Source organism: Streptomyces sp. NPDC092369, from assembly GCF_044755245.1.
Lineage (GTDB): Bacteria > Actinomycetota > Actinomycetes > Streptomycetales > Streptomycetaceae > Streptomyces.
The window spans coordinates 476,750-502,815 of the sequence record NZ_JBIVQP010000005.1; the positions used below are offsets into that span (position 1 = coordinate 476,750).

Annotated in this window: 26 protein-coding genes and 1 tRNA gene; 14 read left to right on the top strand and 13 right to left on the bottom strand. The window is 69.8% G+C overall.

Annotated features, from left to right (window positions below; genetic code table 11):
* From ACIQI8_RS30470 to ACIQI8_RS30480, 3 genes are read right to left on the bottom strand one after another with little or no spacing between them, the layout of a single operon-like run.
* Nucleotides 1–807, bottom strand: coding sequence for a hypothetical protein (locus ACIQI8_RS30470; protein WP_402357128.1), 807 nt, complete (start codon nucleotides 805–807; stop codon nucleotides 1–3).
* Between the two features lie 30 nt (nucleotides 808–837).
* Complete coding sequence (locus tag ACIQI8_RS30475; RefSeq protein ID WP_402357131.1) at nucleotides 838–1,584, bottom strand: hypothetical protein; 747 nt, start codon at nucleotides 1,582–1,584, stop codon at nucleotides 838–840.
* 60 nt (nucleotides 1,585–1,644) lie between these two features.
* The gene (locus ACIQI8_RS30480; RefSeq protein WP_402357134.1) at nucleotides 1,645–2,190 is read right to left on the bottom strand and encodes an RNA polymerase sigma factor; all 546 of its coding nucleotides are present in this window, start codon (nucleotides 2,188–2,190) and stop codon (nucleotides 1,645–1,647) included.
* An 88-nt stretch (nucleotides 2,191–2,278) separates the two neighbouring features.
* On the opposite strand from ACIQI8_RS30480, the gene ACIQI8_RS30485 reads away from it, so the two are divergent.
* The 3 genes from ACIQI8_RS30485 (at nucleotide 2,279) to ACIQI8_RS30495 (ending at nucleotide 4,421) form a co-directional block, all read left to right on the top strand.
* Entirely contained in the window at nucleotides 2,279–3,187 is a 909-nt protein-coding gene (locus ACIQI8_RS30485; RefSeq protein ID WP_402357137.1) for a serine/threonine-protein kinase, read from the top strand.
* A gap of 105 nt (nucleotides 3,188–3,292) precedes the next feature.
* Nucleotides 3,293–3,835, top strand: coding sequence for a hypothetical protein (locus ACIQI8_RS30490; RefSeq protein WP_402357140.1), 543 nt, complete (start codon nucleotides 3,293–3,295; stop codon nucleotides 3,833–3,835).
* Between the two features lie 145 nt (nucleotides 3,836–3,980).
* A complete protein-coding gene (locus tag ACIQI8_RS30495; RefSeq protein WP_402357143.1) occupies nucleotides 3,981–4,421 on the top strand; it encodes a hypothetical protein in 441 nt (146 codons plus the stop codon).
* A 38-nt stretch (nucleotides 4,422–4,459) separates the two neighbouring features.
* On the opposite strand, the gene ACIQI8_RS30500 is transcribed toward ACIQI8_RS30495, so the two are convergent.
* Nucleotides 4,460–5,254, bottom strand: a complete 795-nt coding sequence (locus ACIQI8_RS30500) for an FkbM family methyltransferase (protein WP_402357146.1) — start codon at nucleotides 5,252–5,254, stop codon at nucleotides 4,460–4,462.
* Between the two features lie 419 nt (nucleotides 5,255–5,673).
* On the opposite strand from ACIQI8_RS30500, the gene ACIQI8_RS30505 reads away from it, so the two are divergent.
* Nucleotides 5,674–6,963 carry a tachylectin-related carbohydrate-binding protein gene (locus tag ACIQI8_RS30505; RefSeq protein ID WP_402357149.1) on the top strand — a complete coding sequence of 430 codons (1,290 nt, stop codon included), beginning with the start codon at nucleotides 5,674–5,676 and terminating at the stop codon, nucleotides 6,961–6,963.
* Nucleotides 6,964–7,375: 412 nt separating this feature from the next.
* Here ACIQI8_RS30505 and ACIQI8_RS30510 read toward each other — a convergent pair whose 3' ends face one another.
* The 3 genes from ACIQI8_RS30510 to ACIQI8_RS30520 form a co-directional block, all read right to left on the bottom strand.
* Nucleotides 7,376–8,563: a tachylectin-related carbohydrate-binding protein gene (locus tag ACIQI8_RS30510; RefSeq protein WP_402357152.1), complete on the bottom strand. Its 1,188-nt coding sequence runs from the start codon at nucleotides 8,561–8,563 to the stop codon at nucleotides 7,376–7,378.
* 131 nt (nucleotides 8,564–8,694) lie between these two features.
* The gene (locus ACIQI8_RS30515) at nucleotides 8,695–8,895 is read right to left on the bottom strand and encodes a hypothetical protein (RefSeq protein ID WP_402357155.1); all 201 of its coding nucleotides are present in this window, start codon (nucleotides 8,893–8,895) and stop codon (nucleotides 8,695–8,697) included.
* Between the two features lie 168 nt (nucleotides 8,896–9,063).
* Nucleotides 9,064–9,372, bottom strand: coding sequence for a hypothetical protein (locus ACIQI8_RS30520; protein WP_402357158.1), 309 nt, complete (start codon nucleotides 9,370–9,372; stop codon nucleotides 9,064–9,066).
* Nucleotides 9,373–9,530: 158 nt separating this feature from the next.
* On the opposite strand from ACIQI8_RS30520, the gene ACIQI8_RS30525 reads away from it, so the two are divergent.
* Complete coding sequence (locus ACIQI8_RS30525; protein ID WP_402357161.1) at nucleotides 9,531–10,526, top strand: helix-turn-helix domain-containing protein; 996 nt, start codon at nucleotides 9,531–9,533, stop codon at nucleotides 10,524–10,526.
* 115 nt (nucleotides 10,527–10,641) lie between these two features.
* Here ACIQI8_RS30525 and ACIQI8_RS30530 read toward each other — a convergent pair.
* Nucleotides 10,642–10,712: transfer RNA gene (locus ACIQI8_RS30530), tRNA-Gly, on the bottom strand.
* 537 nt (nucleotides 10,713–11,249) lie between these two features.
* Between ACIQI8_RS30530 and dcd the strand changes: the two genes are divergently transcribed.
* From dcd to ACIQI8_RS30550, 4 genes are all read left to right on the top strand, one after another.
* The gene (gene dcd, locus ACIQI8_RS30535; protein ID WP_123998783.1) at nucleotides 11,250–11,825 is read left to right on the top strand and encodes a dCTP deaminase; all 576 of its coding nucleotides are present in this window, start codon (nucleotides 11,250–11,252) and stop codon (nucleotides 11,823–11,825) included.
* A 2-nt stretch (nucleotides 11,826–11,827) separates the two neighbouring features.
* Complete coding sequence (locus ACIQI8_RS30540) at nucleotides 11,828–12,337, top strand: phosphoribosyltransferase (protein WP_402357164.1); 510 nt, start codon at nucleotides 11,828–11,830, stop codon at nucleotides 12,335–12,337.
* A gap of 159 nt (nucleotides 12,338–12,496) precedes the next feature.
* Nucleotides 12,497–12,958, top strand: coding sequence for a PH domain-containing protein (locus tag ACIQI8_RS30545; protein ID WP_402357167.1), 462 nt, complete (start codon nucleotides 12,497–12,499; stop codon nucleotides 12,956–12,958).
* A gap of 117 nt (nucleotides 12,959–13,075) precedes the next feature.
* The gene (locus ACIQI8_RS30550; RefSeq protein WP_123998781.1) at nucleotides 13,076–13,300 is read left to right on the top strand and encodes a hypothetical protein; all 225 of its coding nucleotides are present in this window, start codon (nucleotides 13,076–13,078) and stop codon (nucleotides 13,298–13,300) included.
* Between the two features lie 62 nt (nucleotides 13,301–13,362).
* Here ACIQI8_RS30550 and ACIQI8_RS30555 read toward each other — a convergent pair whose 3' ends face one another.
* The 4 genes from ACIQI8_RS30555 to ACIQI8_RS30570 form a co-directional block, all read right to left on the bottom strand.
* A complete protein-coding gene (locus tag ACIQI8_RS30555) occupies nucleotides 13,363–14,412 on the bottom strand; it encodes a Yip1 family protein (RefSeq protein ID WP_402357170.1) in 1,050 nt (349 codons plus the stop codon).
* 61 nt (nucleotides 14,413–14,473) lie between these two features.
* Nucleotides 14,474–15,907 carry an FG-GAP repeat protein gene (locus ACIQI8_RS30560; protein WP_402357173.1) on the bottom strand — a complete coding sequence of 478 codons (1,434 nt, stop codon included), beginning with the start codon at nucleotides 15,905–15,907 and terminating at the stop codon, nucleotides 14,474–14,476.
* 26 nt (nucleotides 15,908–15,933) lie between these two features.
* Nucleotides 15,934–17,367, bottom strand: coding sequence for an FG-GAP-like repeat-containing protein (locus tag ACIQI8_RS30565; RefSeq protein ID WP_402357176.1), 1,434 nt, complete (start codon nucleotides 17,365–17,367; stop codon nucleotides 15,934–15,936).
* 182 nt (nucleotides 17,368–17,549) lie between these two features.
* Complete coding sequence (locus ACIQI8_RS30570) at nucleotides 17,550–18,851, bottom strand: FG-GAP repeat domain-containing protein (protein WP_402357179.1); 1,302 nt, start codon at nucleotides 18,849–18,851, stop codon at nucleotides 17,550–17,552.
* A 116-nt stretch (nucleotides 18,852–18,967) separates the two neighbouring features.
* Between ACIQI8_RS30570 and ACIQI8_RS30575 the strand changes: the two genes are divergently transcribed.
* Nucleotides 18,968–19,405, top strand: coding sequence for a VOC family protein (locus ACIQI8_RS30575; RefSeq protein ID WP_402357182.1), 438 nt, complete (start codon nucleotides 18,968–18,970; stop codon nucleotides 19,403–19,405).
* A 53-nt stretch (nucleotides 19,406–19,458) separates the two neighbouring features.
* Complete coding sequence (locus ACIQI8_RS30580) at nucleotides 19,459–19,785, top strand: antibiotic biosynthesis monooxygenase family protein (RefSeq protein WP_402357185.1); 327 nt, start codon at nucleotides 19,459–19,461, stop codon at nucleotides 19,783–19,785.
* A gap of 131 nt (nucleotides 19,786–19,916) precedes the next feature.
* Here the strand turns inward: ACIQI8_RS30580 and ACIQI8_RS30585 are convergent, their stop codons facing one another.
* Nucleotides 19,917–22,199: a (Fe-S)-binding protein gene (locus ACIQI8_RS30585; protein ID WP_402357188.1), complete on the bottom strand. Its 2,283-nt coding sequence runs from the start codon at nucleotides 22,197–22,199 to the stop codon at nucleotides 19,917–19,919.
* A 238-nt stretch (nucleotides 22,200–22,437) separates the two neighbouring features.
* Here ACIQI8_RS30585 and ACIQI8_RS30590 point away from each other — a divergent pair, with 238 nt between their 5' ends.
* The 3 genes from ACIQI8_RS30590 (at nucleotide 22,438) to grpE (ending at nucleotide 26,046) form a co-directional block, all read left to right on the top strand.
* A complete protein-coding gene (locus tag ACIQI8_RS30590) occupies nucleotides 22,438–23,457 on the top strand; it encodes an MraY family glycosyltransferase (RefSeq protein WP_402357191.1) in 1,020 nt (339 codons plus the stop codon).
* Nucleotides 23,458–23,551: 94 nt separating this feature from the next.
* Nucleotides 23,552–25,399, top strand: coding sequence for a molecular chaperone DnaK (gene dnaK / locus ACIQI8_RS30595; RefSeq protein ID WP_123998773.1), 1,848 nt, complete (start codon nucleotides 23,552–23,554; stop codon nucleotides 25,397–25,399).
* Entirely contained in the window at nucleotides 25,396–26,046 is a 651-nt protein-coding gene (gene grpE / locus ACIQI8_RS30600) for a nucleotide exchange factor GrpE (protein WP_402357195.1), read from the top strand. The genes dnaK and grpE overlap by 4 nt, the downstream gene beginning before the upstream one ends.
* Nucleotides 26,047–26,066: the final 20 nt, after the last annotated feature.

Genomic DNA, 26,066 nt, shown 5'->3' on the forward strand with positions numbered 1-26,066 from the left:
TCAGTCGGCGAGCTGGTTGATGGCTGCGGCGGCGATGCCGGCCATGTGGCCCGAGTCGTCGCTGGGCTGACCGGAGAGTCCGACGATGCCGACCCGGTGGCCGCTGCGGATCACCGCGACACCGCCGGCGACCGTGCCGTCGCCGCTGTAGGCCGGGTACCAACTGCCCTTGCCGGTCCTGAGGGTGAGCGCGTGCGCCTCGCCGTAGTACCAGTGGCCCGCCGGCTCGTCCTGGCAGCCCCGCACCAGTTGGTTGAGCCGCTGCTCGTACGAGGCCGCCGCCGCGCCCGTGGAACCGTCGACGACGGACTCGGTCAGCAAGGTGTCCTTGGTGTCGAAGGACCAGGCGACGTCGGCGTAGGCGACACCCTTCCCCTTGGTCAGGGTCCGCATCGTCTCCTCGCCGGAGCACGCCGAGAGCGCCTGCTTCCCGGCCAGGCCCACCGTCGCGCCGACCGGGGTCAGGCCCTGCTGGAGGAAGTCCTCGCTCTGCAGCAGGTCGCCGGAGCCGAGACCGGGCACGGCGGACGTGGCGCCGATCGCGGTCGTCGGCCGATGCGGAACGCCGGTCCCCGCACCGGCGGCAGCGGGATGCGTGCCGACGACGATCGCGATCAGGGCGGCACCGGCCGCGACGGCCGCGCCTGTCACCCGACCGCGGCGCGAGAACCTCTTGCCGGCTGCTTGGTGGTCGAACATCTTGTCCCCCTGTCTCGTGGCGACGCGGTCCACGTCGCCGTACACCAGGGAGATGCCGCGGGCCCGCGGGATGTTGGACGGAAATCCACGGCAATTGATGTGAGTCACGTCACTTCTGTATCCCGGGCCCGGAGGACCTCACAGCCGTGTCACGGCCGCCCGGACGATCCGCGTCATCGCGGCCGTGTCCAGGCAGGCGTCGACCTCCAGGACCCCGTAATGGGAGCCGCTCCGGAGTACGGCGAAACCCCCGCACGGCTCCTTGCCCCGAGGCGCGGCCCCCGTGGTGTTCAGTTCACCGGCGTAGGACCCCAGCCAGCTCGCGGTGATGCCCGCAGCGACGTCGATCGTGCGCGTCGGCCCGTAGACCCAGTGCGTGGCCGGTTCCGTCTGGCACGGCACCTCCTCCAGCAGCAGCCGCTGGGCGTAGTTCCGGGCCAGGGCCGGACTCCCGGCGTCGGCGGCGACCTCACGCGCGACCTGATCCCTGATGTCCAGCGCCAGCGTGGGGTCGTCGGCGTCCGTGTCCTCGGTCGTCACGAACCCGCGGAAGTGCGCGCCGGGCCCTCCCAAGGTCTCGCCGAGGGTCTTCTCCCCGGCACACGCCGCGTTGGCGTACCTGCCGTCCCCGACCCGGTCCCGCACGTGGATGCGCCGGGAGACCCCCGCCTTGGCGAACGCGTCCGCCGTCAGCAGGTTCCCGTTCGTCACGGGTCCGCCGGCCGGCTTCGGTGCCGCGGCGCGCGTACCCGGAGCGGTCGCCGCGGCGCCTGTCGTCGGCGACGAGCCGCCCGGCGCGGAGCGAGGGGGCAGGACGAACCGGCCCGTCAGCAGCCCGAGTCCGACGGCGGCCGTCAGGATGACGGCGATCGTCCGAGTTCGCATGTCGGCACCTCCCGCCTCTCGCTGGGCCGCTGCGGGCCGGCGGTGGAGGGCCGGGACGCCTCAGCAGCCACCGTCGAGACGGTCCCGCATGAAACGACGGGCCTGATGGATGCGGTCCTTGACCGTGCCCAGGGGAGCGTCGGTGATCTCGGCGACCTGGACATAGGTCAGGTCGCCCAGGTCGCGGAGCACGAAGGACTCCACCAGGGCCGGATGCCGCTCCTCCAGCGCGGCCAGCGAGTCCATCAGGTCCAGGCGGGTCCCGGCGATGACGCTCGTCGTCCGAGGGTCGGCACCCTCCGGGAGGAACGCGTGGCTGTCCTCCGCACGCCGGCGCATCGAGCGATACGTGGACCTGGCCGCGTTCGACGCGATCACCGTCACCCAGCCGAGGAACGAGCCGCGGCCGCCGTACTCGTGCAGATGGGTGCTGATGGACAACAGAGCGTCCTGCGCGGCCTCTTCGGCATCGGCGTGGTGCGGGAGAAACCTGGAGCAGCGGCGCATGACCGTGGGGCGAAGCCTGACGAGCAGACGCTCCAGGGACGCCCGGTCACCCGCCTGGGCGGACGTCACGAGCTGTCGGAGCTCATCCTCTTCGTTCATATGCCGTCCCCCGTTCACGTATGACCTCGGATTCCACCCTGCCGCACCGCGGTTGCCACCCTCATCGCCTCGGGCAAAATGTTGCCGCATGCAGAAGCTAGGTCGTTATCTCCTTGAGGACAGGCTGGGAGCGGGCTCGTTCGCGACCGTCTGGAGAGCATACGATCCCGAACTCGACACGGATGTCGCGGTCAAGGTGCTGGCCGACAACTGGGCGTCCAACGCTGATGTGCGACAGCGGTTCCTGGCCGAGGCGAGACTGCTCCGAAGGATTTCCGACCCCCGTGTGGTCCGCGTGCACGACGTGGGTGTCCAGGACGACCGGCCCTACTTCGTCATGGACTACGTCCGCGGCGGCACGCTGGCCGAGCAGGTCGGGCGGTGCCGGCCCGAGGAGGCCCTCCGCCTTGCGGCCGAGGCCGGATACGCCGTCCAGGTGCTCCATGACGCGGGCGTCGTCCACCGTGACGTCAAGCCGTCGAACCTCCTGCTCGACGTCGGCCGCACGCCCACCGCCGTACTCGTCGCGGACCTCGGCAGCGCGAAGCAACTGGCCGACGCCTCGGGACTGACCGTGACCACGGGCACTCCCGCGTACATGGCACCCGAACAGGCCTTCCAGCTCGGCGGGTTCGACGGCCGAGCCGACGTGTACGCCCTCGGAGTGGTCGCCTACGAGCTCCTGACCGGACGCAAGCCGTTCGGTCCGGGGGGCCACGCGACGGTCGCGATGACGGGGACGGCACCACTGCCCGCACCGGCGATCCCCCGCGAACTGGGGATCGCGGACACCATCGAGACGCTCCTGCGCGCCGCACTGTCCACGGACCCTGAGAACCGCCCGCCGACCGCGCGGTCCTTCGCGGACGCGCTGCTGCACCGAGCGGACGAGGAGAGGACGTCTCCCGGGCCCTCAGGCCCGGCACCCCGTGTGGTCTGGCTGGCGGCGGTCGCCGTGTTCCTGGCGACAACGGCGCTGACCTGGCTGCTGCGCTGAACCCACGCGGCCCGGCGGACGGTCGAGGGGCTCCGCGCGACCTCCACCCGGGACTCCACCCATGGGTCCAGGTGCGAGAAGCCTTGTGTCAGCAGGCTTGAGGGCATGACGACAACCGACTGGATCATCGACATCGCCCTCGTCCTGGTCGTCTTCCGGCAGCTGCGGGAAGACCGGCTCGACCTCAAGACCTTCCTGATCCCGCTGGGCATCGTGGCCTTCGTGGCGCACAGCTACCTCGACTCGATCCCCACCGCGGGCAACGACCTGGTGCTGGTCGGTGTCCTGATGGGGGTCGGCGCCGTCCTGGGCATCGCCGGCGGCGTCCACACCCGGATCCGCTCCGCCGGCGGTCACCTCCTGATCAAGGCGGGCGCGGTCTCGGCGATCCTGTGGGTACTGGGCATGGGCGCCCGGATGGGCTTCCAGCTGTGGACCGAGCACGGCGGCGGTGCCGACGAGGTCGCCCGGTTCAGCGTCGCCCACCACATCACCGGCGAACAGGCCTGGGTCGCGGCGTTCGTCCTGATGGCACTCACCGAGGTCGTCACCCGGGTGGCCACGATCTACGTACGCGGCCGGAGGGCCGACCGTCCGAGGCCGGCCATGGCGGCAGTCCCCACCGCCTCCTTGACGGCCGCACCCTGACATCTGTCAGGGCCGCGACATCCGTGACGCGGTCTACGGTTCGAGGCGCTGACTCGGCGAGCCCCTGGCTGCCACAGCATCTGGAGCATGCGACTACGGAGGAGATCAGATGAGGTCGGGACGCATCAGACAACGGGCCGCCGCGATGGCCGTGACGATGATCGCCGCAGCCCTTGTTCCGATGGCGGTACAGGCACCGGCACAGGCGGCATCGAACGGCGCGGCCGCGGCGGCGGGATGGACACCGGAGATCTACCCACTGTTCTCAGGCGAGTTCGTATGGGCACGGAACGTGTCGAGTGCCGATCGCAACGCGCAGCTGGTCGCGTGCTCCTGGGCATCCGGCATCGCCTGCGTGTCGGTCGGTCAGGGCGACGGCATGCACAGCATCTTCCACCTGTTCAAGTGCGATACGCGATCGCTCTCGAACTTCGTCGACGCGCTCGCTGTCCGCAACAACCAGACCGGCGGGGCCCAGGTCCGCTTCTGGGGTCCCACCTACAGCTACTCCGCGCCCGCGGACGGCAAGATCTACAACTTCCCGGACTATGCGACGTACGACTTCAATCGCCTCGACATCTGCTGAGGACACACCGACCCGGTCAGCGGTGTTCATCATTCCGGTCAGGACCTGACCGCGAACACCATCCCGATGTCGCCGGCCCGCTGCACCGCGTCCTGCTCGGCGTGGACCGTGAAGCCGTGTGTGAGGAGGACCTCGCACACGGCTTCACGGTTGTGCTGCCAGCCCTCCACCTCGACGACGGCCTGGCGGACCAGCGGCCAGTGCCGTTCCTCGATGCCTCTGAGCACCTCGAGTTCGGCGCCTTCGACGTCGACCTTGAGCAGGTCGACGCGGTCGATGCCCTGCTCGTCGAGCACTGATGACAGGGGCCTGACCTTCACCCGGTGCGTCTCGAGCCGCCGCAGCACCCGCAGCTTGCGGCCGATGAGAAAAGTGAGGATGCGGGCGGGCACGCGGCGCGGGACCGGTCCCAGGCCGCCCTGGCGGATCATTTCGACGACGCTGGCGGTGACCCGGCGCCGCTCGTCCTCGATGTTGCCCTGATCCCGCGAGGAGGACGAGAAGATCGTGGCGGCCGGAACGTAGCTGAAATCGAGTTCCTCGTCACGGGCCGCCAGGCCGTAAGGGAGCGCGGTCAGACGGCCGTTGAAGAACTCGCGAGCGTTGCGGTCGAGGGTCGCGTGGAGCGGCGGCATCGGCTCGAAGGCGTAGATCCGCACGTCCCCGTCCAGCCGTTCGTAGACGGCGGCCGAGAACACACCGATGTTGGCGCCCACGTCCAGCACCGTCCCGCCCGGCGTGCACTCGATGCCGTGGGTGAAGTAGCCGTCCACCTCCTCGCGAAGGAAGGACGCCTCCCAACGGTTGATGCTGTGCAGATCGATCGCACTCATGGCCATGACAAGGTGATCTATCAGGGTTGGGGCCAACAATCCAGACCGCCTCCTCCCGGGACCGACCGTGGTTTCCCGTCCTCACGGGCCCACAGAGGGATCTTCGCCGACCGACCTCAACGGCGACGGCCACGGCGACCTGCTGGCGACGTCATCGTCGGCGTGGGCGACATCACCGGCGACGGCAGAGCCGACCAAGGGCGTCCTCTGTCATGGGCGAACGCCCCGTCAGGACGCAACCGGCCAGGGACGTTTGCGTCCATCGGCTCCCTCTTCCGGCCCCCATGAGCTGCGGCGAAAGTAGTTCCTGACACCAGGCGCCACGCCCGCCAACAACCCTCACAGCTGCACCTGCAGGGCAGCTGTCCGGGCCAGGGACGTGCGTTCGCCCACTCGACTTCCGTGCCGCAGGAGAGACCATGAAGCTGAGCAACGTCATTCGCCGTACGTCCGCCACCCTCGCCGTCGGGGCCATGTCCCTGGGGCTGGTCACCGTCGCCGGCGGGGCCGCGCAGGCCGTTGCCTCGTGCAGCGGGAACGTGTCGATCTACGGCACGCTGTCGGACGGCCGGTTGACGTACTCGCAGATCGAGCCGAACACCGGCGACCGCGTGAAGACGCTCATCGGCCCGAACCTCGGTTTCACACCGAAGGCGATGGCGACGCTCAACTTCAACACGGTGCTGGTCACTTCGACGGCCGGTGATCTCTACCGCGTCGACATCCAGACCAACAACACCGCCCTCGCGCTCGCCGGAGTCACCAAGATCTGGGACGGCGGCTGGACCTTCGACAAGATGGTCTACGACGGCGCCGGCCACCTCTACGGCACGGTCGACGGGCAGCTTCACCAGTACCTGGTGTCGCAGGACAAGCCCACCGGTTCGGCCCACATAGGCCAGCACGTCGTGATCGACACGGGCTTCGTCCTCAAGACACTGGCCGCCGCGGGCGATGACCGCATCATCGCCTCCACCTCGGACGGCCGCCTGCTCAGCTACAAGATCAACGGCGTGAACGACTGGGACCGCGCGGTGCTGAAGTCGAGCGGCTGGTCGGGGGTCGACTCCCTGTCCTCCCCCGGCGGGGGTCTCTACTACGGCCGTACCAACGGCGGCCTGTACTGGTACCACGACTCCGACCCCACCGACGCGGACGGCTCCGACATCGCGTACCACCCGAGTGACCCGGTGGACGCCTCCGGCTGGACGCAGAGCCTGCTGTCGGCGTACGCGGACAACTGCGCCTACGTACCCCCGGCCCCGCCGCACTCGGTGCAGGGCGGCACGATCTACCGCAGCGAGGTCATCACCCGGGCCAAGGACTGGTACAACCGCAACATCCAGTACAGCCAGAGCGCTTACGCCACCGACATCGAGGGCGACGACACCTACCGCACCGACTGCTCCGGCTTCGTCTCCATGGCCTGGCACCTCACCTCCTCGCTGACGACGCAGACCCTCGACAACGCCGCCGCGCAGATCTCCAAGGCCGACCTGAGGCCCGGCGACGCGCTGAACTCCAGCAGCGAGGGGCACGCGGTCCTCTTCGCGGGCTGGAAGGACCAGGACGCCGGCACCTTCTACTACTACTCCGAGGGCAGCCCGGACTCGGACATGAACTACCGGTCCGCGAACGCCTACAGCGGCACCATCGACAGCCACCCGGCCTCGACGTATGTGGCCCTGCGCTACAACAAGATCGCCTGACACCCCAGCATCACCCCTGCGGGCCCCGCCGACACCGGCGGGGCCCTTTCGGTATGCCTGCCCCGAAGCGGCCGGAACCAAGGCAGTGACGGTGCTGGGGACCGGCAGAATCCTCACCACCCTGGCCGCCGCGGGCTTACCTGCGTGGCTGGTGCGCAACGTCCACGACGACGCCCTGATCGTGCTCGGGGTGGTGAACCGCTCCACCTTGGCCGGGACCGTCTCCGGTGCCCTGTACTCCGGCTGTGCCCTGTCCTCCCCCTCCTGCCCGTCGTACACCCTTCCGTGGAGCTGCGGGTCATGGGGATCGCCCGCACGCCCGCACGTCCGTCCGCCGACACGCCAATTGGGCGGCGCCCCCTCCTCCGAGGGGGCGCCGCCCAATCGTGTCCGTAAGTTCGTAACTACCGCTCTAGTACCAGTTGTTCGCCTGCCAGAAGTTCCACGCGTTGCACGGAGAGCCGTAGCGGCCGTCGATGTAGCTCAGACCCCATCGGATCTGGGTCAGCGGGTTCTCGTGCCAGTCGTCGCCCGCGGAGTCCATCTTGGAGGCGGGCAGCGACTGCGGGACGCCGTACGCACCGGAGGACGGGTTCGTGGCGTTCCAGCGCCAGCCGCTCTCGTGATCCCAGAGGTTCTCCAGGCAGGCCCACTGGGTGGCGTTGGCCCAGGCCGCGTCCTTCTGGTTCATCAGCTGCCGCCCGGCAGCCTTGACCTCGGCGATGTTGCCGCGGTCGACGGTGTCCGCGGAGGTCGTGCAGGTGTACGTGCCGGGCTGCGCCGACAACAGCTTCTGCGTCCAACCGCTGGTGTTGACTGGGTCGTCGAGGTGGTACGAGATGTCCGCGCCGGAGCCGTCGGTCGGGTTGGCGTCCTTGTACCAGTACATGGCCCCGGTGGAGAGCCGCCCGTAGTACAGCCCGCTGCCCGGGGAGACGAGCTGGTTGAAGCCCGACCAGCCGGAGGACTTCAGGGAGTTGCTCTTCCAGGAACCGGCACCCGCGATGGTGTAGTCGAGCAGCCGCCCGTCCTCGGTGGTGGCGCTGAGCCGGTCGTCGCCGGTGGCGGTGAGGGTCTTCAGGACGAACCCGGTGTCGATCTCGGTACGTACGCCGATGTGCTGGGAGCCGGCCGGCTTGTCCTGGGTGACGTTGTAGCGCAGCAGCAGGCCGGAGGTGGTGGTGCCGTAGAGGTGGCCGTGACCGTCGTAGGTCAGCTTGTCGTGCGTCCAGCCGCTGTCGGCGATCTTCACCGGCGGGTTCAGCAGGGAGAGGCTGGTGTTGTTGGTCCTGATGTCGATGCGGTAGAGGGCGCCGCTGGTCGAGGTCATCAGGACGGTGTTGAAGTTGAGGGTCGCCATGGCCTGCGGCTCGAAGCCGAGGTCCGGTCCGACGAGCACCTTGGCGAGGTCGCCGGTGGCCGGGTTGATCTGGCTGAACGTGAGCCTGCCGTCGCTGAGTACGCCGTAGATGTTGACGCCGCCCGAGCAGGTGGTGGCCGCGTCGGCGGTGGGAGCGGTCACCGTGAGAAGGGCAGTGCTCAGGGCGGCGGTGGTCAGCAGACCGGCGGCTCTGCGGCCGTTGGTGCGGATTTTCTTCACTTCTGGTTCCCCCGAGGGTGGTTGAGGTCGCACAGGTCAGGCGGACAGGTCGGGCGGACAGGCCAGCCCTGGGATGCGGGCGGCCGGCTCCGGGCCGAGTGGGAGTCGCCGTCAGTGGCGGCGCGGGCGGCCTACTGCCAGCCGGCGTCCGCGGTGACGGCCTGCCAGCCGGCGTCCGCGGTGACGGCCTGCCAACCGGCGTCCGCCGTGATGACGGAGGAGGATTCGGCGGCGTCCGTCCCGTATGCCGAGGTGACGGCCGGGGTGGCGAGGGCCGCGGCGACCACGAGGGAGACGACCGCGACGGCCTTGGCGATACGGGTGCGAGGCATGGCTGTCCGTTCCTTCCGGGACGAGGTGTCAGGTCCGGCCCGCTGTCGCGTCCCGCGGTGACGCGCTTGCCGGCCTGTGATCACCAGGTTCGTCGCCGCCCGGGCCCATGAGAAGGGTTCCTCGGTGGACGGAAAGGGCCTTGGACCGATACGTCCACACGGGCCGCTTCAGTCCACCGGCTGCGCCTCGAACGCCAGGGGTATCAACGGCACCCCGGCCCCCGTCAGTCGCGCCCCCGCCAACTGCGGGACGTCGCACAGCAGTCGGCCGCAGACACGAACGGACCGTTCCTCGGCCTCTCCCAGCCCGTCGGCCAGCAGATAGAAGCCCAGGGTGAGTCGGGAGGAGGAGCGGGGATGCACGGCGACGTGCTCGACGCGGTCACCGGGGACGATGGACGCGCGCACCAACTCACGGACATCCGGCGGCAGATGGGTGCCGGGGGATAGTTCCAGATGCGCGTGGACGAGGTACATGCGCTCCAGCGTCTCAACGGATGAGGCGCCAAGTCCGCGTGACGGATGGCCGGTTGTGTCCCTGGCCCGTTCCGGCCCGCCCCTGTGAAAAAACGTCTCTGTTCTGCGAAGATCAGCGTTGAAGAGGGGTCGTTGTGTGCAGAAACGGGGGAACGCACGTGCTGACCGCACTCGGGCTCGACGCTGTCGCGGAGACGGTGTACCGCGCCATGCTCAGACATCCGGCCGCCGGTGTCGCGGACCTCGGCAGCGCCGTGGGGCTCTCCGAGGAGGAGGTGCGCGACGCCCTCGACACCCTGAGCGAGCTGGCGCTGGTGCGTCCCGCCGCCGGGGACGCGGGGCGGCTGCGGGCGGTCTCGCCGGATATCGGCATGGAGATCCTGATGGCCCGGCAGCAGGCCCAGCTGGCGGCGCAGCAGCAGCGCCTGGAGGCCTCGCGGGCGGCCGCGGCCCAGCTCATCTCGGAGTACGCCGAGCTGCGGCCGGCCGCCAGTCACCCCGGAGTGGAGCAACTGGTGGGGCTCGACCAGATCCGGGACCGGCTGGCCGTGCTCACCCGTGAGGTGCGCGAGGAGTTCCTGACGTTCGCGCCGGGCGGGCCGCAGACCGCGGAGAACATGGCCGCGTCCCGGCCGCTCAACGAGGATCTGCTCGGCCGTGGGGTGCGGATGCGCACGATCTACCTGGACAGCGTGCGCGCCAACCGACCCACGGTCGAGCACGCCAACTGGCTGGCCGGGCTGGGCGGTCAGGTCCGCACGGTGCCGTCGCTTCCCACCCGGATGATCCTCATGGACCGGCAGATCGCCATGATCTCCGTCAGCAGCGACGACACCGCCGCCGGCGCGGTGCTCCTGACCGGACAGGGCACGCTCACCGCACTGTGCGCGCTCTTCGAGACGATCTGGGAATCCGCCCAGCCGCTCGGCCAGCTCGTCCCCACCGACGCGCACGGCCTCACCGGCCAGCAGTCCACCGCCCTGCGCCTGCTCGCCGAGGGCCACACCGACGAGGCCATCGCCAAGCGCCTCGGAGTGTCCCATCGCACCGCCCGCCGCATCGCCTCCGAACTCATGGACCGCCTAGGCGCCCGCAGCCGCTTCGAGGCCGGCGTACGCGCGGTCCAGCAGCGCTGGCTCCCGGCCCACCCATGACACCCCTGAGCGGCTCCGGTGAGCGCCATGAAGCCGCGCGCCAGGAGCGCCGGAAACCGGTCGAAGCCTCCGGCAATACAAAAGCCCCAGGCCACTGCCCTGGGGCTTCAAGAAGAGCGGGTGACGAGAATCGAACTCGCACTCTCAGCTTGGGAAGCTGATGTTCTACCACTAAACTACACCCGCGAAAGACGCCGGTTGAGCCGGTGTCGAATACCCGCTCACTCTACCTCATGCCTGGCCCCCGGCGCTGAAGCCGTGGGGCCAGGTCACGTTTCGGAGGGTGGACGCGCGTGCGGGCGGCCGGAGTTGGGGCGTACGGTGGAGAGGTGGAAGAGGGTCCGGGCGGGACCGGAGTGCCGCCTGGTGAGTCGTCTCTTTGATCCCGTAATGTGGCTTTTCGTCGTCAGGTCAGCAGCAGCCAGACGCGGCTCTTGGGGAAGGGACTCATGGACTTGATGGAGCGCACCGTCGTCCGTTGTGCGGATGGGCACGTGTTCAGTACCGCTTCGTTCCCGATGCAGCAGGCCGAGCGGCTCGGCCCCGGCCGGCTCGTGCGGTGTCCACGGTGTGCCCGGCTCCGCAGTGTGGTGCCGGTCAGCCTTGAGAAGCAGTAATAAGCAGTAATCAGCAGTAAGAAGCAGCAAGCGGCAGTAGTAGAGAAGCAGGCGCGCGGGTCCGTCCGGTTGTGGTCGGTCCGCGCGTCTTGCGTATCCTCGGGGCGTGCTTCTCTCAGACAAGGACATCCGGGCCGAGATCGACTCCGGGCGAGTACGGATCGATCCCTACGACGAATCCATGGTGCAGCCGTCCAGTGTCGACGTGCGCCTCGACCGCTACTTCCGGGTGTTCGAGAATCACCGCTACCCCCACATCGACCCGTCCATCGAACAGGCGGATCTGACGCGGCTGGTGGAGCCCGAGGGTGACGAGCCGTTCATCCTCCACCCCGGTGAGTTCGTGCTCGCCTCGACGTACGAGGTCATCAGCCTCCCCGACGATCTCGCCTCGCGCCTGGAGGGGAAGTCCTCCCTCGGCCGGCTCGGACTTGTCACCCACTCCACCGCCGGGTTCATCGACCCCGGTTTCTCCGGGCACGTGACGCTGGAGCTCTCCAACCTCGCGACCCTCCCGATCAAGCTCTGGCCCGGTATGAAGATCGGCCAGCTGTGCATGTTCCAGCTCAGCTCGGCGGCCGAGTTCCCGTACGGGAGTGAGCGGTACGGCTCCCGCTACCAGGGGCAGCGCGGGCCCACCGCCTCCCGTTCCTTCCTCAACTTCCACCGGACGCAGGTGTGAGCATGAGCGACATACGGGAGAACCTGACCTACGAGGCGTTCGGCGTCGCCGTGCGCGAGCTCGCGCAGACCATCGCCGACGACGGGTACGAGCCCGACGTCGTCCTCAGCATCGCCCGCGGCGGCGTCTTCGTTGCCGGCGGGCTCGCCTACGCCCTGGACTGCAAGAACATCAGCCTCGTGAACGTCGAGTTCTACACGGGCGTGGGCACCACCCTCGAAATGCCCGTCATGCTCGCGCCGGTCCCCAACGTCATCGACTTCTCCGACAAGAAGGTACTGATCACCGACGACGTCGCCGACACCGGCAAGACCCTCAAACTGGTCCGCGACTTCTGCCTCGACGCGGTCGCCGAGGTGCGCAGCGCGGTCATCTACGAGAAGTCGCAGTCGCTGGTGAAGTGCGAGTACGTGTGGAAGCGGACGGATGAGTGGATCAACTTTCCGTGGAGCGTGCTGCCGCCGGTGAGCAAGTCGGGAGAGGCCCCGAAGGAGAACACGGAGGCGGTCTGATCTGCGGATTTTCGACAGTCGGAGAGAGCCCTCGCCCTATCGGCGGGGGCTCTCGTGCTGTGCGGGAGGCGGGGGCGGGGCCCGGTGGTGCCTGCGGTTCGTCGTGCTCGCGGTGTCCTACGGTTCCGCTGGGGAGCCCGTACGAGGATCATTCCCGCCGTGGACGATGTGCGAGACGGCGTCATCGGTGTGTGGCGGGTCGGGCGGCCCGGTCGGCTCGTGGGCTATGTGCTGGCCGGCGGGCCGGCCTGTGGGGCGCTGGTCGCCTGGGCGGGTGCGTTCTCTCACCTGGACGCGCAGTCCGCCGACTCCGCGGGGATCGCTACTGCCTTCGCGTCGGGGTTCGGCTTCTTCGCCTGGTGGGTGCTCTTGCGCGTACGCCTGGAACTCACCGCGGACGTGATCGTCATGGTGAATCCCTGGGGCACCCAGCGTCTGCCGTGGTCGCGTGTCAGCGCGGTGAGTCTGGGCAATTGGGGTGCGCGGTTCCACACGACCGACGGGTTCACGTACACGGCGTACGCCCTGAGTGATCTGGCGGCCGGGACCCGGCAGGACGAGCGGTTCGCAGAGGTGCGGGGGGTCGTCGAGGCACGACTCCACCGTGGACAGGGGCTCTGAAGGCGCGTCGGCGGGGTATAGGCGTAGTGTTCGGGGGAATCGAACATTTGATCGAACTGTGAGGGTCGCATGACGCACCGGAGTGCGGGGCCGTACATCCCGGATGATCCTGAGGACATGTCCGGACCGATTCGGGTGATCGTGCTTCCTCCGTCGCCGACGGGAGGTCGGCGGGTGCGTGTGGACGGGGAGATTCTCGGGCTGGCGCACAGCGCCGTGGATCTCGCCGAGTTCCTTCGGCGGGCCGGGTTGGAGATCGATCCGGCGGAGGTGGCGCACGTGTCGTGGATCGACTGGCGTGGGGTGGGGCCCGAGCAGTGGGGGCCCGAGGCCGACGCCTGAGGGGGTCGGAGAAGGGCCCCGGCGATCAGATCGCCGGGGCCCCGTCCACGTACCGCCGAAAATCAGAACGTGCCGAGCTTCACGATCGACAGCAGGGCGATCAGCTGGATCGCCGACGCGCCCAGGGCCTTCGGCCAGGGGAGGTCGTGGGAGCGGCTGACCATCATGGTGAGGAGGGCGCCCGCGGCCACCCACGTGGCCCAGCCCAGGAGTTGGACGAAGGTGGCGTCGCCGCCGAGGAACATGGCGACGACCAGGCGGGGCGCGTCCGTGAGGGACATGATCAGCATGGAGAGGCCGACCGTGGGCTGCCAGGCGCCGTCGCCGCCGAGCTGGCGGGCCAGGGTGTGGGTGACCACGCCCAGGACGAAGGACGACAGCACCATCGCCACGGCCGTGGTCAGGACGATCGGGATGGCGTTCGACAGGGTGGCGTTTATCGCGTCCTTCCGCGCGCCGTCGAAGCCGAAGACCGCCAGCAGGCCGTACAGGAACGTCACGATCAGGGCCGGGCCCCACATCGCGTAGTCCCGCATGCGCAGGAACGTCTGCTGGGGGGCCAGGAAGATGCCCCTCAGCAGGTCCTTCCAGTGCAGGCGCGGGCCGGTCGGGCCCGACGGGGCCGTCGAGCCCGCGTGGTACGTCCCGCCCTGGTTGTACGCGTCGCCCGGACCGCCCTGGTTGTACGGGGCCTCGCCGACCGAGAACGCCTGGGTGTGGCCGGGGTTGTTGGCCGCGTACGGGTCCGGGTCGCCCTGCGGTGCGTACGCCCCGCCGTCGCCGAAGTACTCCGGCTCGCCCTGGTTGCCGTAACCGCCGTGCCCGCCGGGACCGCCCTGTCCGGGGTTCGGCTGCGGCCACTGGCCACCCGCCCCGTTGCCGTACTGCTGCTGCCCGGGGTGGGGCTGCGGCGCGGGCGGGTAGCCGTACGCCGGTCTCTGCGGCGCCTGCTGTCCGTACGGGGGGTTTTGCGGTCGCGTGTGCGGAGCGCCGTTGTTTCTGCCGCCGCGTCCGATCCTGAATCCAGCCACGTTGTCGAACGTACCTGGTTCCGCCGGAACGCGTGTCGGGCCCGGCGCCCCGGAACCGCCTTTGCTGCGGAGCTGTGACATCCCTTAGGGGGCCCGCGAGGGGCGCCCTAAGGGACGTCGAGAAGAACGAGCAGGTCCCCGGTCAGCCGCCCAGCGTCCTCCCGTACCCCGGGCTGCCCGTCGTCCCCACCCCCGTCGCCGACGGGCCGAAGTTCACCGCGCCCGAGGTCGTCGGGCCGGTGGTGGTGCCGCGCAGGGACCACACCGAGCCGTCGCCCGCGTTCTCGCCCGGCGCCGAGACGGTCAGCTCGGCGCGCTTGTCGCCGCTGTGGTCGCGGAGGGACGTGCGGGCGCCGAAGCGGTCGGACTTCTCGTCGGTGTTCGGGACGCCCGCCGTGTTCTGGGTGTACCGCTTGGCGCCCGAGGTCCTCAGGCCCGTCGCCGAGCCGTACAGGACCGTCACCGAGCCGCCCCCGGAGTTCTCGCCGGACGCGCCGATCGCGAGGTCGGCGTACCCGTCGCCGTTGATGTCGCCGAGACAGACGCCGGAGCCGAAGGCGTCGCCGGTCTCGGAGGTGTCGGGGACGCCCGCGGTGTCCTGGGTGAGGGTGAGGGGGGCGCGGCTCGTGTTCACGCCGTCGGGGCCGCCGTAGCGGACGGTGACCTTGCCGCCCTTCGCGCCCGCCGGGTCGGCCGAGATCTCGCGCTGGTTGCCGACCGCGATGTCGTCGTAGCCGTCGTTGTCGATGTCGCCCACCGCGGAGACGTATCCGCTGGGCAGGGTGACCAGCCAGTCGGTGAAGTTGCCGATCTGGCCGTCCACCAGGGTGGTGACCGCGTCGTCGGTGCCCTCCTCGCGCCCGTGCACGACCAGGCCGTCGAAGCCGCGCCCTGTGACGTCACCGGTGGAGAGGTACTCGATGCCGTACGACTCCGAGTACGGGCGGGTGAGATACGAGAAGGAGCCGCCGTTGCCGCCGCCGAACGCGCCCGTCTTGGTGAACGGGCCGGAGACGAAGTTCAGGCCGAACAGGCCGGTCGAGCCGATTGCGATCTCGGGCATGCCGTCGCCGGTGAAGTCGCCGGCGACCAGCGCCTTGCCGTAGCCGTCGTTCTCGCGCTGGTTGTGGTTGACGAGCGTACGGGCGCCGCTCAGGCCGGACTTGGCGCCCCAGACGATCACCACCGAGCCGTCGCCGGTGTCGCCGTCGACGTCCTCGCCGGGCGCGCCGACCAGCAGGTCCGCGTAACCGTCGCGGTTCAGGTCGGCGGAGGCGAGGGAGGACCCGAAGGCGTCGCCGGTCTCGGCGGCGCCGGGGACACCGGCCGTGTTCTGGGTGAGCAGCTTGTACGAGGCCGGCTTGAGCCCGCTCGCACTGCCGTAGACGACGGAGACCGCGCCCGCGCCCTTCTTGCCGCCGACGGTCGCGGCCGGCGCGCCGATCGCGAGGTCGGCCTTGCCGTCGCCGTTGAAGTCGTACGGCTTCGCGGGTGTCGCGGCCTGGGCGGCGGGGGCGGTGAGGGCGAGCGGGGTGAGGGAGGCCGCGAGCAGGACGGCCAGGCGGCGGCCGGTCACCCGGCGATGTGTCTGTCGGCGGTTCGTCACTGGTCGATCACCCAGCCGAAGGACGCGTCGCCCTTGAGGGAGACGTCACGGGCGCCGAGGAACTTGGCGCCGCTGGTGGTCAGGCCGGAGGCGGTGCCGCGCAGGACGGTGATCGCGCCGTAGCCGTTCTCGTCACCGGCGCCGACGACCAGGTCGGCCTTGCCGTTCTTGTCGAGGTCGACCAGGCGGACGGACTGCCCGAAGGCGTCGTAGTCCTCGTCGGCACCGGGCACGCCCGCGGTGTTCTGCGTGTACACCTTGGCGCCCGAGCCCTTGAGACCGGTGGCCGAGCCGAACAGGATCGTCACCGAACCCGACTCCTGCGCCTTGCCGTTGTCCTCGCCGAAGGCGCCCACCGCGACGTCGGCGTACTTGTCGCCGTTGACGTCACCCACGCTCAGCGCCGAGCCGAAGAGGTCCGCGGTCTCGCCGGTGCCGGGCACGCCCGCCGAGTCCTGGTGGATCAGCGTCGGCTTCTGCGCCGGGTCGGGGCCGTCCGGACCGCCGTACCAGACGCTGATCTGGCCGCCCTTGTGGCCGGACCTCTTGTCGCTGCGCGGGTCCTCGTGGTCGCCGAGGACGAGGTCGCCGTAGCCGTCGCCGTTGATGTCGCCGACGGCGCCCTGGTCGCCGTCGGCCAGCGGCAGGTCGGTCTCGGCGTAGTTCGAGTCCGGGTGGGAGTCGTAGCCCTCGGGGTCGTAACCGAAATAGCTGATGACCCCGCCGAGGTCGTCGTCGGTGGCGTACGGGTACACGCGCTCGGCCGCGCCGTCGGCGTCCAGGTCGCCCGCGATCACGTCGTACGTCGAGCCGACCTCGCCCACGGAGGTCAGGCCGGCGGGCTTTCCGGCGCGGGTGAAGGGGCCCAGGTAGAGGCCGGTGCGGCTCTGGCCGGTGATGGTGACGTCCGTCCTGCCGTCGCGGTTGAAGTCGCCGGTCGCGATGCCGGAGGAGTAGCCGCCCCACTCGGTCAGACCGCCCGGCGAGGGCAGCACCGAGCCACCGCTCAGGCCGGACTTGCCGCCCCAGATGACGGTGGCGGTGCCGACGCCGTCGCGGGAGCCGATGCTCTCGTACTGGGCGCCGACGACGAGGTCCGCGTACCCGTCGGCGTTCAGGTCGCCGGCGGCGAGGCTGTTGCCGAAGCGGTCGCCCTGCTCGGCGGCGCCGGGGACGCCGGCGGAGTTCTGGGTGATGACCGTCTTCTTCGCCTTCGACACGCCGGAGGCGGAGCCGTACAGGACGACGACCGCGCCCGCGAACGGGACGGAGCCGACGTCGGCGCTGTCCGCGCCGATGGCGACATCGCGGTAGCCGTCGCCGTTGAAGTCACCGGCCAACCTGGAGGGCGCCGCGGTCGCGGTGCCGGGCAGGGCGGTGAGCAGGCCGGTGGTGAGCCCGACGGCCAGCAGGAGGGTGCGCTTGCGCAAGGAGGCGCTCCAGGGAGGAAAGGTAAGGGACTCCGGGGAGGTGCCGGGCCTGCGCGCGTGCGCGCGGGAGGCCGACGATCAGGAGACCTGCGCGGGAGAGTAAGGGTTGTACGTGAGTTCGGTTAATTTTGGCCACGCGAGCGCGGCGCGTGGTCTGGGTGCCTCCCGGGCCGCCCGCCGCGTCAGGGGACGAGGAACTCCGACGTGGAGAAGGTGACCGTCGGCCGCTCCGTGACCGACCCGGCCCCCTTCACCCCGGCATAGACCGCCACGGTGTCCTTCGTCTCGCTCCGATACGTCCGCACCACCAGGTCGGCCCGTCCGTCGCCGTCGAAGTCGGCCGCCGTGACGAGGCGCGTGGTGCCGTGGGCGGGCGGCTGGACGATGACCGTGCCGGCCGTGGACAGGCCCGTCGTACGGCCCTTGAAGACCCGCAACCGCGAGCCGCTGGAGACGAGTTCGCTGAGGCCGTCCCCGTCGAAGTCGGCGGCGTCGAGCACGGAACCGGCGGAGGCGAGGGTGGCGCGGGTGGGGTTCGGCAGGTCGTAGCGCAGGGCCGTCTCCCCCATCCCGCCCACCGCCGCGTCCAGCGCCTTCCCCTTGCCGAAGCGGCCGAGTGCCACGTCGATGCCCTCCGGCAGGACGACGCCGGTCTCGGCCGGGCCGTCCGGTCCGCCGAGGACGATCGCGGACGTGCCGGTGCCCTGAGCAGTACGGACCACCAGGTCGTCGTATCCGTCGCGGTTCACGTCGGCGGCGGGACCGGTGGGTACCTCGCCCGGCGAGGGGAGGGGCGCGCCGGCCTCCTTCGCCGTGCCCTTGTGCGTGAACGGCCCCCGCAGATAGGTGAGTCGGCCGCCGGACGCGTGCAGGACCAGGTCCTTGCCGCCGTCCCCGTCGAAGTCGCCGCACACCGGCTGGTCGGCCCAGTCGTTGCCGAAGCGGGCGGCGGGCGGGACGACGAGGTGGACGGCACGGGTGGTCAGGCCGCCGGGGGAGCCGAAGAGGAGTTGGAGCGGTACCGGCGGCTGCCCCTGGCCGTCGTAGGGCGGGTCGGTGGAGACGACGAGGTCGGTGAAGCCGTCGCCGTCCAGGTCGCAGCTCTCCTCCGCGTCGAAGACGGCGGGGAGTCGGCCCTTGGTCGGCGCCGCCTGCTTCTTCGGAGTAATCAACTGGCGTGCGCCGGGCGTCAGTCCACGCGCACTCCCGTAGACGACGCCGATACCGGGGTCGTCGGCGTGCGCCTGGTCCTTCACCAGGTCGTTGAGTACGAGGTCGCGGTGGCCGTCGCCGTTGAAGTCGTCGGGGGTTTTGCTGCCCTTGCCGCGCGGGATCGGGAGCTTGGCGGGGGCGTTGGCGAGGGACACGGGGGTGCGGGAGGCGGATCCGGTGCCCGTGTCCGTGCCCGGGCCGCACGCGGTGAGTACCAGCAGGAGGCCGCCGACCGCCGACGCCGTGCTCGCCCAGCCTCTTCGCCCGCGCACCGTTCACCTCGTCAGCCCCGTCGACAACGCCCGAGTAATGATGCATGCGTTCGACACGCGGGGACACCCCGGGGCGCGGCGGCACTTTCGGGCCCGGCTCGCGCCACAGTGGAGGCATGAGCGGACGTATGAACGCACACCGCGAGAACACTCTGGCGGGTGCCCGGGTGGCGACCAGGCTGCCGGCCCAGGACCTGGAGCGGGCCCGGCGCTTCTACTCCGAGGTGCTCGGCCTCGATCCCGTCGACGAGCGGCCCGGTGGGCTGCTGTACCGGTGCCAGGGCGTGGACTTCGTGCTGTTCCGGTCGGTGGGTGCCTCCTCGGGCGCCTTCACGCAGATGGCGTTCGAGGTCGACGACATCGAGGCGGTGGTGGCCGAACTCCGGGGCCGGGGAGTGGTGTTCGAGGAGGTCGACCTGCCCGGGTTCCGGACCGAGGGCGGGATCGCGGAGGTCGAGGGCAACTATCCGAGCAAGGGGGCGCGGGGCGAACGCGGTGCCTGGTTCCGGGACAGTGAGGGGAACCTGCTGGGCGTCGGGGAGCTGGTGTTCTGACGCGGGGCGGGGTCCTCGGCGGGGCGCGGAGGTCCGTGCGTCAGGATGGGTCCATGAGCGTAGTCAAGATCAACGTACTGACCGTGCCCGCCGAGCAGCGCGAGCTGCTGGAGCAGCGGTTCGCCGCGCGGGGCGGTTCCGTGGCGGAGTCCGATGGCTTCGAGTGGTTCGAGCTGCTGCGACCGGTCGAGGGCACGGACACCTACCTCGTCTACTCGCGGTGGCGGGACGAGGAGTCGTTCCAGGCGTGGCGGGACGGCTCCGCGAGGACCGCCCACCAGGGCGGCGGCGAGGGCGGCGAGCGGCCCAAGCCCGCGGCCACCGGCTCGGAGCTGTGGTCCTTCGAGGTGGCGCAGCAGGCGGCGCCGAAGGACGCGTGACGCGGACCGACGTGTGACGGACGCGCCGTGACGGATACGACGTGACGGACACGGCGACGCCCCATGCCCGGCGAAGGCATGGGGCGCCGTGATGACCGTAGAAGCGCGCGGTAAGAGTGCTGCTTCGGGCGTTACTTCACCGGCTCCGGTTCCGGGGCGTCCGCCGTCTCCTCGTCGCCCGCCGGGTCGAGCGGTGTGCGGACCGAGTCCAGGAGGAGCTGGGCCACGTCGACGACCTGGACGGACTCCTTCGCCGAGCCGTCGTTCTTCTTGCCGTTGACCGAGTCGGTCAGCATGACCAGGCAGAACGGGCAGGCCGTCGAGACGATGTCCGGGTTGAGGGAGAGGGCTTCGTCGACGCGCTCGTTGTTGATGCGCTTGCCGATCCGCTCCTCCATCCACATCCGCGCGCCACCGGCGCCGCAGCAGAAGCCGCGCTCCTTGTGGCGGTGCATCTCCTCGTTGCGCAGGCCCGGGACGCTGGCGATGATCTCGCGCGGAGGCGTGTAGATCTTGTTGTGGCGGCCCAGGTAGCACGGGTCGTGGTAGGTGATGATGCCCTCGACCGGGGTCACCGGGATCAACTTGCCCTCGTCGACCAGGTGTTGCAGCAGCTGGGTGTGGTGGATGACCTCGTAGTCGCCGCCGAGCTGCGGGTACTCGTTGCCGATCGTGTTGAGGCAGTGCGGGCAGGTGGCGACGATCTTCTTGGCGGACCTGGGCTTCGCCGACTCGGCGACCACCTTGCCGTCGTCGTCCAGCTCCTCGCCGAACGCCATGTTCAGCGCCATGACGTTCTCCATGCCGAGCTCCTGGAACAGGGGCTCGTTGCCGAGGCGGCGGGCGGAGTCACCGGTGCACTTCTCGTCGCCGCCCATGATCGCGAACTTCACGCCCGCGATGTGCAGGAGCTCCGCGAAGGCCTTCGTCGTCTTCTTGGCGCGGTCCTCCAGCGCGCCCGCGCAGCCGACCCAGTACAGGTACTCGATCTCGGTGAGGTCCTCGATGTCCTGGCCGACGACCGGCACCTCGAAGTCGACCTCCTTGGTCCACTCCAGGCGCTGCTTCTTGGCGAGCCCCCAGGGGTTGCCCTTCTTCTCCAGGTTCTTGAGCATCGTCCCGGCCTCGGAGGGGAACGCGCTCTCGATCATCACCTGGTAGCGCCGCATGTCGACGATGTGGTCGACGTGCTCGATGTCCACCGGGCACTGCTCGACGCAGGCGCCGCAGGTGGTGCAGGACCACAGGACGTCCGGGTCGATGACGCCGTTGTCCTCGAGAGTGCCGATCAAGGGGCGCTCGGCTTCCGCCAGAGCCGCCGCCGGGACGCCGGCCAGCTGCTCCTCGGACGCCTTCTCCTCGCCCTCCATGGACTTGCCGCCACCCGCGAGCAGGTAGGGCGCCTTGGCGTGCGCGTGGTCGCGCAGGGACATGATCAGGAGCTTCGGGGAGAGCGGCTTGCCCGTGTTCCAGGCCGGGCACTGCGACTGGCAGCGACCGCACTCGGTGCACGTGGAGAAGTCCAGCAGGCCCTTCCAGGAGAACTGCTCGACCTGCGATACGCCGAACACGTCGTCGTCGCCCGGGTCGGTGAAGTCGATCGGCTTGCCGCCGGACGTCATCGGGAGCAGGGCGCCGAGCGAGGTCTCACCGGTGGCGTTGCGCTTGAACCAGATGTTCGGGAACGCCAGGAAGCGGTGCCAGGCCACGCCCATGTCGGTCTTCAGGGCGACCGTGATCATCCAGATGAAGGAGGTCGCGATCTTCACGCCGGCGAAGAGGTACGTGAGGTTCTGCAGCGTGGAGATGTCCAGGTGCTCGAGCGCCGAGACCACCGGGTACGAGATGAAGAAGGACGCCTCGTAGGCGTCGACGTGGTGCTGGGCGCCCTCAAGGGCGTGCAGCATGAAGATGCAGACGCCGACGATGAGGATGACGGCTTCGACGAAGTACGCCTGGCCGAAGTTCGAGCCGGCGAAGCGGGACTTGCGGCCCGGCCGGTTCGGCTTGCTGAGCTGGCGGATCACGATCAGCGCGAGGATGCCGAGCACGGTCATCGTGCCGATGAACTCGACGAAGACGTTGTACGGCGCCCACTCGCCGATGACCGGCAGCAGCCAGTCGGCCTGGAAGAGCTGGCCGATGGCGTTGACGATCGTCAGCAGCAGCGAGAAGAAGCCGATCGCCACGAACCAGTGCGCGACACCGACGACGCCCCAGCGGTTCATCCGGGTGTGGCCGAGGAACTCCTTGGCCACGGTGACGGTGCGTTGCACCGGCTCGTCGGTGCGGGTGCCCGCGGGCACGTTCTGGCCGAGCCGCATGAAGGTGTAGATCTGCAGGACGGCGCGGGCGAACAGCGCCACACCGACCACGATCAGAACCAGCGACACGATGATCGCGGCGAGTTGCATTTCAGGGCTCCTCGGGCCTGCGAGGGGGTCTCCGAGCGGGATCGGAGCACATTACTAAGCGGTAACTTATGGAGTCCGTCTGAGACTACCCCCATCATCGGTCGCACTGTAGCCGGGCGTGCGGTGATCTGTGTCGCTGAGGGTTGCCTAAAGGGCACCTCAAGGGCCGGTGACAATCCGAAACAATCTGACCGTGTTATTCGTACCAAATTGGTACATTCGCGCCTACTTTGGATCCGTGCTCTACGGGATCCTCGCCGCCACCGCCGCCCTGCTCCTCGCCGCCGTCCTCGCCGCGCTGCTGCGGGTGCCCGCCCTGCGTCTGGGGATCCTCGACCGGCGACGACAGCGCCCGGTGCCGTTGTCCGGCGGGGCGGCCCTCGCGATCACCACCTGCCTGGTGGCCGCCGCCGGGGACTGGACGGGCGCCGCGCCCCTCGGCGCCGGCGTCGGCGAACTGCTCGTCGCGGGCGCCGCCGTCGCCGCGCTCGGGCTCGTCGCCGACGTACGGCGGGTCAAGGCGCGCGTGCTGGTCGCCGGTACGGCGGTGGCGGCGGCCTGCGTGGTGCCGTACGCGGAGACCGGGGTGGCCGGCGGGGTGCTGGCGGTGGGCTGGATCGTGTTCGTCGCCCTCGGGTTCCGGGCGCTGGACCACGCCGACGCGCTCGCGGGCACGGTCGGGGTCGTCACGGCCTTCGGGGTCGGAGCCTGCGCCGCCGCCGAGGTGATGGACGGGCTCGCGGTGCTGCTGAGCGTGCTGGCCGCCGCGCTGACGGGGTTCCTGATGCACAACTGGCATCCCGCGCGCGTGGCGCTCGGTGCGAGCGGGTCGCTGTTCACCGGGTTCGTCCTCGCCACCGCGGCCGTGATCGCCCGGACCGGGCACGGGCTCGCCTCCAGCGCGGGGGTGCTGTTCGCGCTCACGGCCGTGGCGAGCGCCGACGTCGTCCTCGTACTGATGTCGCGCAGATTTGCCGGACGGCCGTTGCTGCGCGGCGGGCCCGACCATCTCGGGCACCGGCTGCGGCGGCTCGGGCTGACCGCGCAGGGGGCCACCGTGCTGCTCGGGCTCGGGGCGTTCTCCTCGGTGCTCGTCGGGGTCCTCGTGCACCTGGGATGGGTCGCGGGGTCCGGGGTGTTCTGGGTGGTGGCGGTGGCCCTCGTGGTCGTGTTCGCACTGCTGCGGGTCTCTGTGTACGGTGCCAGGCGGCCCGCGTCCGCGCAGGTCGGGGCCCGGTTGCGTGTAAGGAACGGATAAGAGTTGAGCCCCGGTGACTCAGGTCTGTTGACCGGGCGGCCGCCTTCATGCACACTTGAGCCTGTTCCACTCAAGTCAGCTGGAGGAAACCACCATGGCACGTGCGGTCGGCATCGACCTGGGCACGACTAACTCCGTCGTCAGCGTTCTGGAGGGCGGCGAGCCCACCGTCATCACCAACGCCGAGGGTGCCAGGACCACGCCGTCCGTCGTCGCCTTCGCGAAGAACGGCGAGGTGCTGGTCGGCGAGGTCGCCAAGCGTCAGGCGGTCACGAACGTCGACAGGACCATCCGCTCCGTGAAGCGCCACATGGGCACGGACTGGAAGATCGAGCTCGACGGGAAGCAGTTCAACCCGCAGCAGATGAGCGCCTTCATCCTGCAGAAGCTCAAGCGTGACGCCGAGTCCTACCTGGGCGAGAAGGTGACCGACGCGGTCATCACCGTCCCGGCGTACTTCAACGACTCCGAGCGCCAGGCGACCAAGGAGGCCGGCGAGATCGCGGGCCTGAACGTCCTGCGCATCGTCAACGAGCCCACCGCGGCGGCGCTGGCGTACGGCCTCGACAAGGACGACCAGACGATCCTCGTCTTCGACCTCGGTGGCGGCACCTTCGACGTGTCCCTGCTGGAGATCGGCGACGGCGTCGTCGAGGTGAAGGCCACCAACGGCGACAACCACCTCGGTGGTGACGACTGGGACCAGCGCGTCGTCGACTACCTGGTGAAGCAGTTCGCGTCCGGCCACGGTGTGGACCTGGGCAAGGACAAGATGGCCCTGCAGCGTCTGCGCGAGGCCGCCGAGAAGGCCAAGATCGAGCTGTCCAGCTCCACCGAGACCTCGATCAACCTGCCCTACATCACGGCGTCCGCCGAGGGCCCGCTGCACCTGGACGAGAAGCTCACCCGCGCCCAGTTCCAGCAGCTGACGGCCGACCTGCTGGAGCGCTGCAAGACGCCGTTCCACAACGTCATCAAGGACGCCGGCATCTCCATCAACGAGATCGACCACGTCGTCCTCGTCGGTGGCTCCACCCGTATGCCCGCCGTCGCCGAGATCGTCCGCGAGCTCACCGGCGGCAAGGACGCCAACAAGGGCGTCAACCCGGACGAGGTCGTCGCCATCGGCGCCGCCCTGCAGGCCGGTGTCCTCAAGGGTGAGGTCAAGGACGTCCTGCTCCTCGACGTGACCCCGCTGTCCCTCGGCATCGAGACCAAGGGAGGGATCATGACCAAGCTCATCGAGCGCAACACCACGATCCCGACCAAGCGTTCCGAGATCTTCACGACGGCCGAGGACAACCAGCCGTCGGTGCAGATCCAGGTCTACCAGGGCGAGCGCGAGATCGCGGCGTACAACAAGAAGCTCGGGATGTTCGAGCTGACCGGTCTGCCGCCGGCCCCGCGTGGCGTCCCGCAGATCGAGGTCGCCTTCGACATCGACGCCAACGGCATCATGCACGTGACCGCGAAGGACCTCGGCACGGGCAAGGAGCAGAAGATGACCGTCACCGGCGGCTCCTCGCTGCCGAAGGACGAGGTCGACCGGATGCGCCAGGAGGCCGAGAAGTACGCGGAGGAGGACCACGCCCGCCGCGAGTCCGCCGAGACCCGCAACCAGGGCGAGCAGCTCGTCTACCAGACCGAGAAGTTCCTCAAGGACAACGAGGACAAGGTCCCGGGCGACATCAAGACCGAGGTCGAGGCCTCCGTCGAGGAGCTGAAGGCCGCGCTCAAGGGCGAGGACACCGCCGAGATCCGCACCGCCACCGAGAAGGTCGCGGCCGTCTCGCAGAAGCTGGGCCAGGCCATGTACGCCGACGCCCAGGGTGCCCAGGCCGCCGGTGGCGCGTCCGCCGACGCCGGTGACGCCCCCAAGGCCGACGACGACGTCGTGGACGCGGAGATCGTGGACGACGAGCGCAAGGACGGTGCCGCGTGACGGAGGAGACCCCGGGCTTCGACGAGAAGCCCGACGTCCCCTCCGGCGCCACCCCCGAAGACGCCGAGCCGAAGGCCGCCTCCCCCTCCACGGAGGAGGGGGCGGCCCCGGCCGGGGACGCGAGTCTGCAGATCGCCGGTCTGACGGCCCAGCTGGACCAGGTGCGCAAGGCCCTTGAGGAGCGCACCGGAGACCTCCAGCGGCTGCAGGCCGAATTCCAGAACTACCGCCGCCGTGTGGAGCGGGACCGGGTCACGGTCAAGGAGATCGCCGTCGCGAACCTCCTGACCGAACTCCTGCCCGTGCTCGACGACATCGGCCGCGCGCGGGAACACGGCGAGTTCGTCGGCGGCTTCAAGTCCGTCGGGGAGTCGCTGGAGACCGTCGCGGCGAAGATGGGACTGCAGCAGTTCGGCAAGGAGGGCGAGCCCTTCGACCCGACCATCCACGAGGCCCTGATGCACTCGTACGCGCCGGACGTCACCGAGACGACCTGCGTGGCGATCCTGCAGCCCGGGTACCGCTTCGGCGAGCGCACCATCCGCCCCGCGCGGGTGGCCGTCGCCGAACCCCAGCCCGGGGCGCAGCCCGTCAAGGCCGAGGACGAGGCCGATGACGAGAAGGACAACGGCCCTGAGGAGGGCTGACGTAGACACCGTACGGAAGG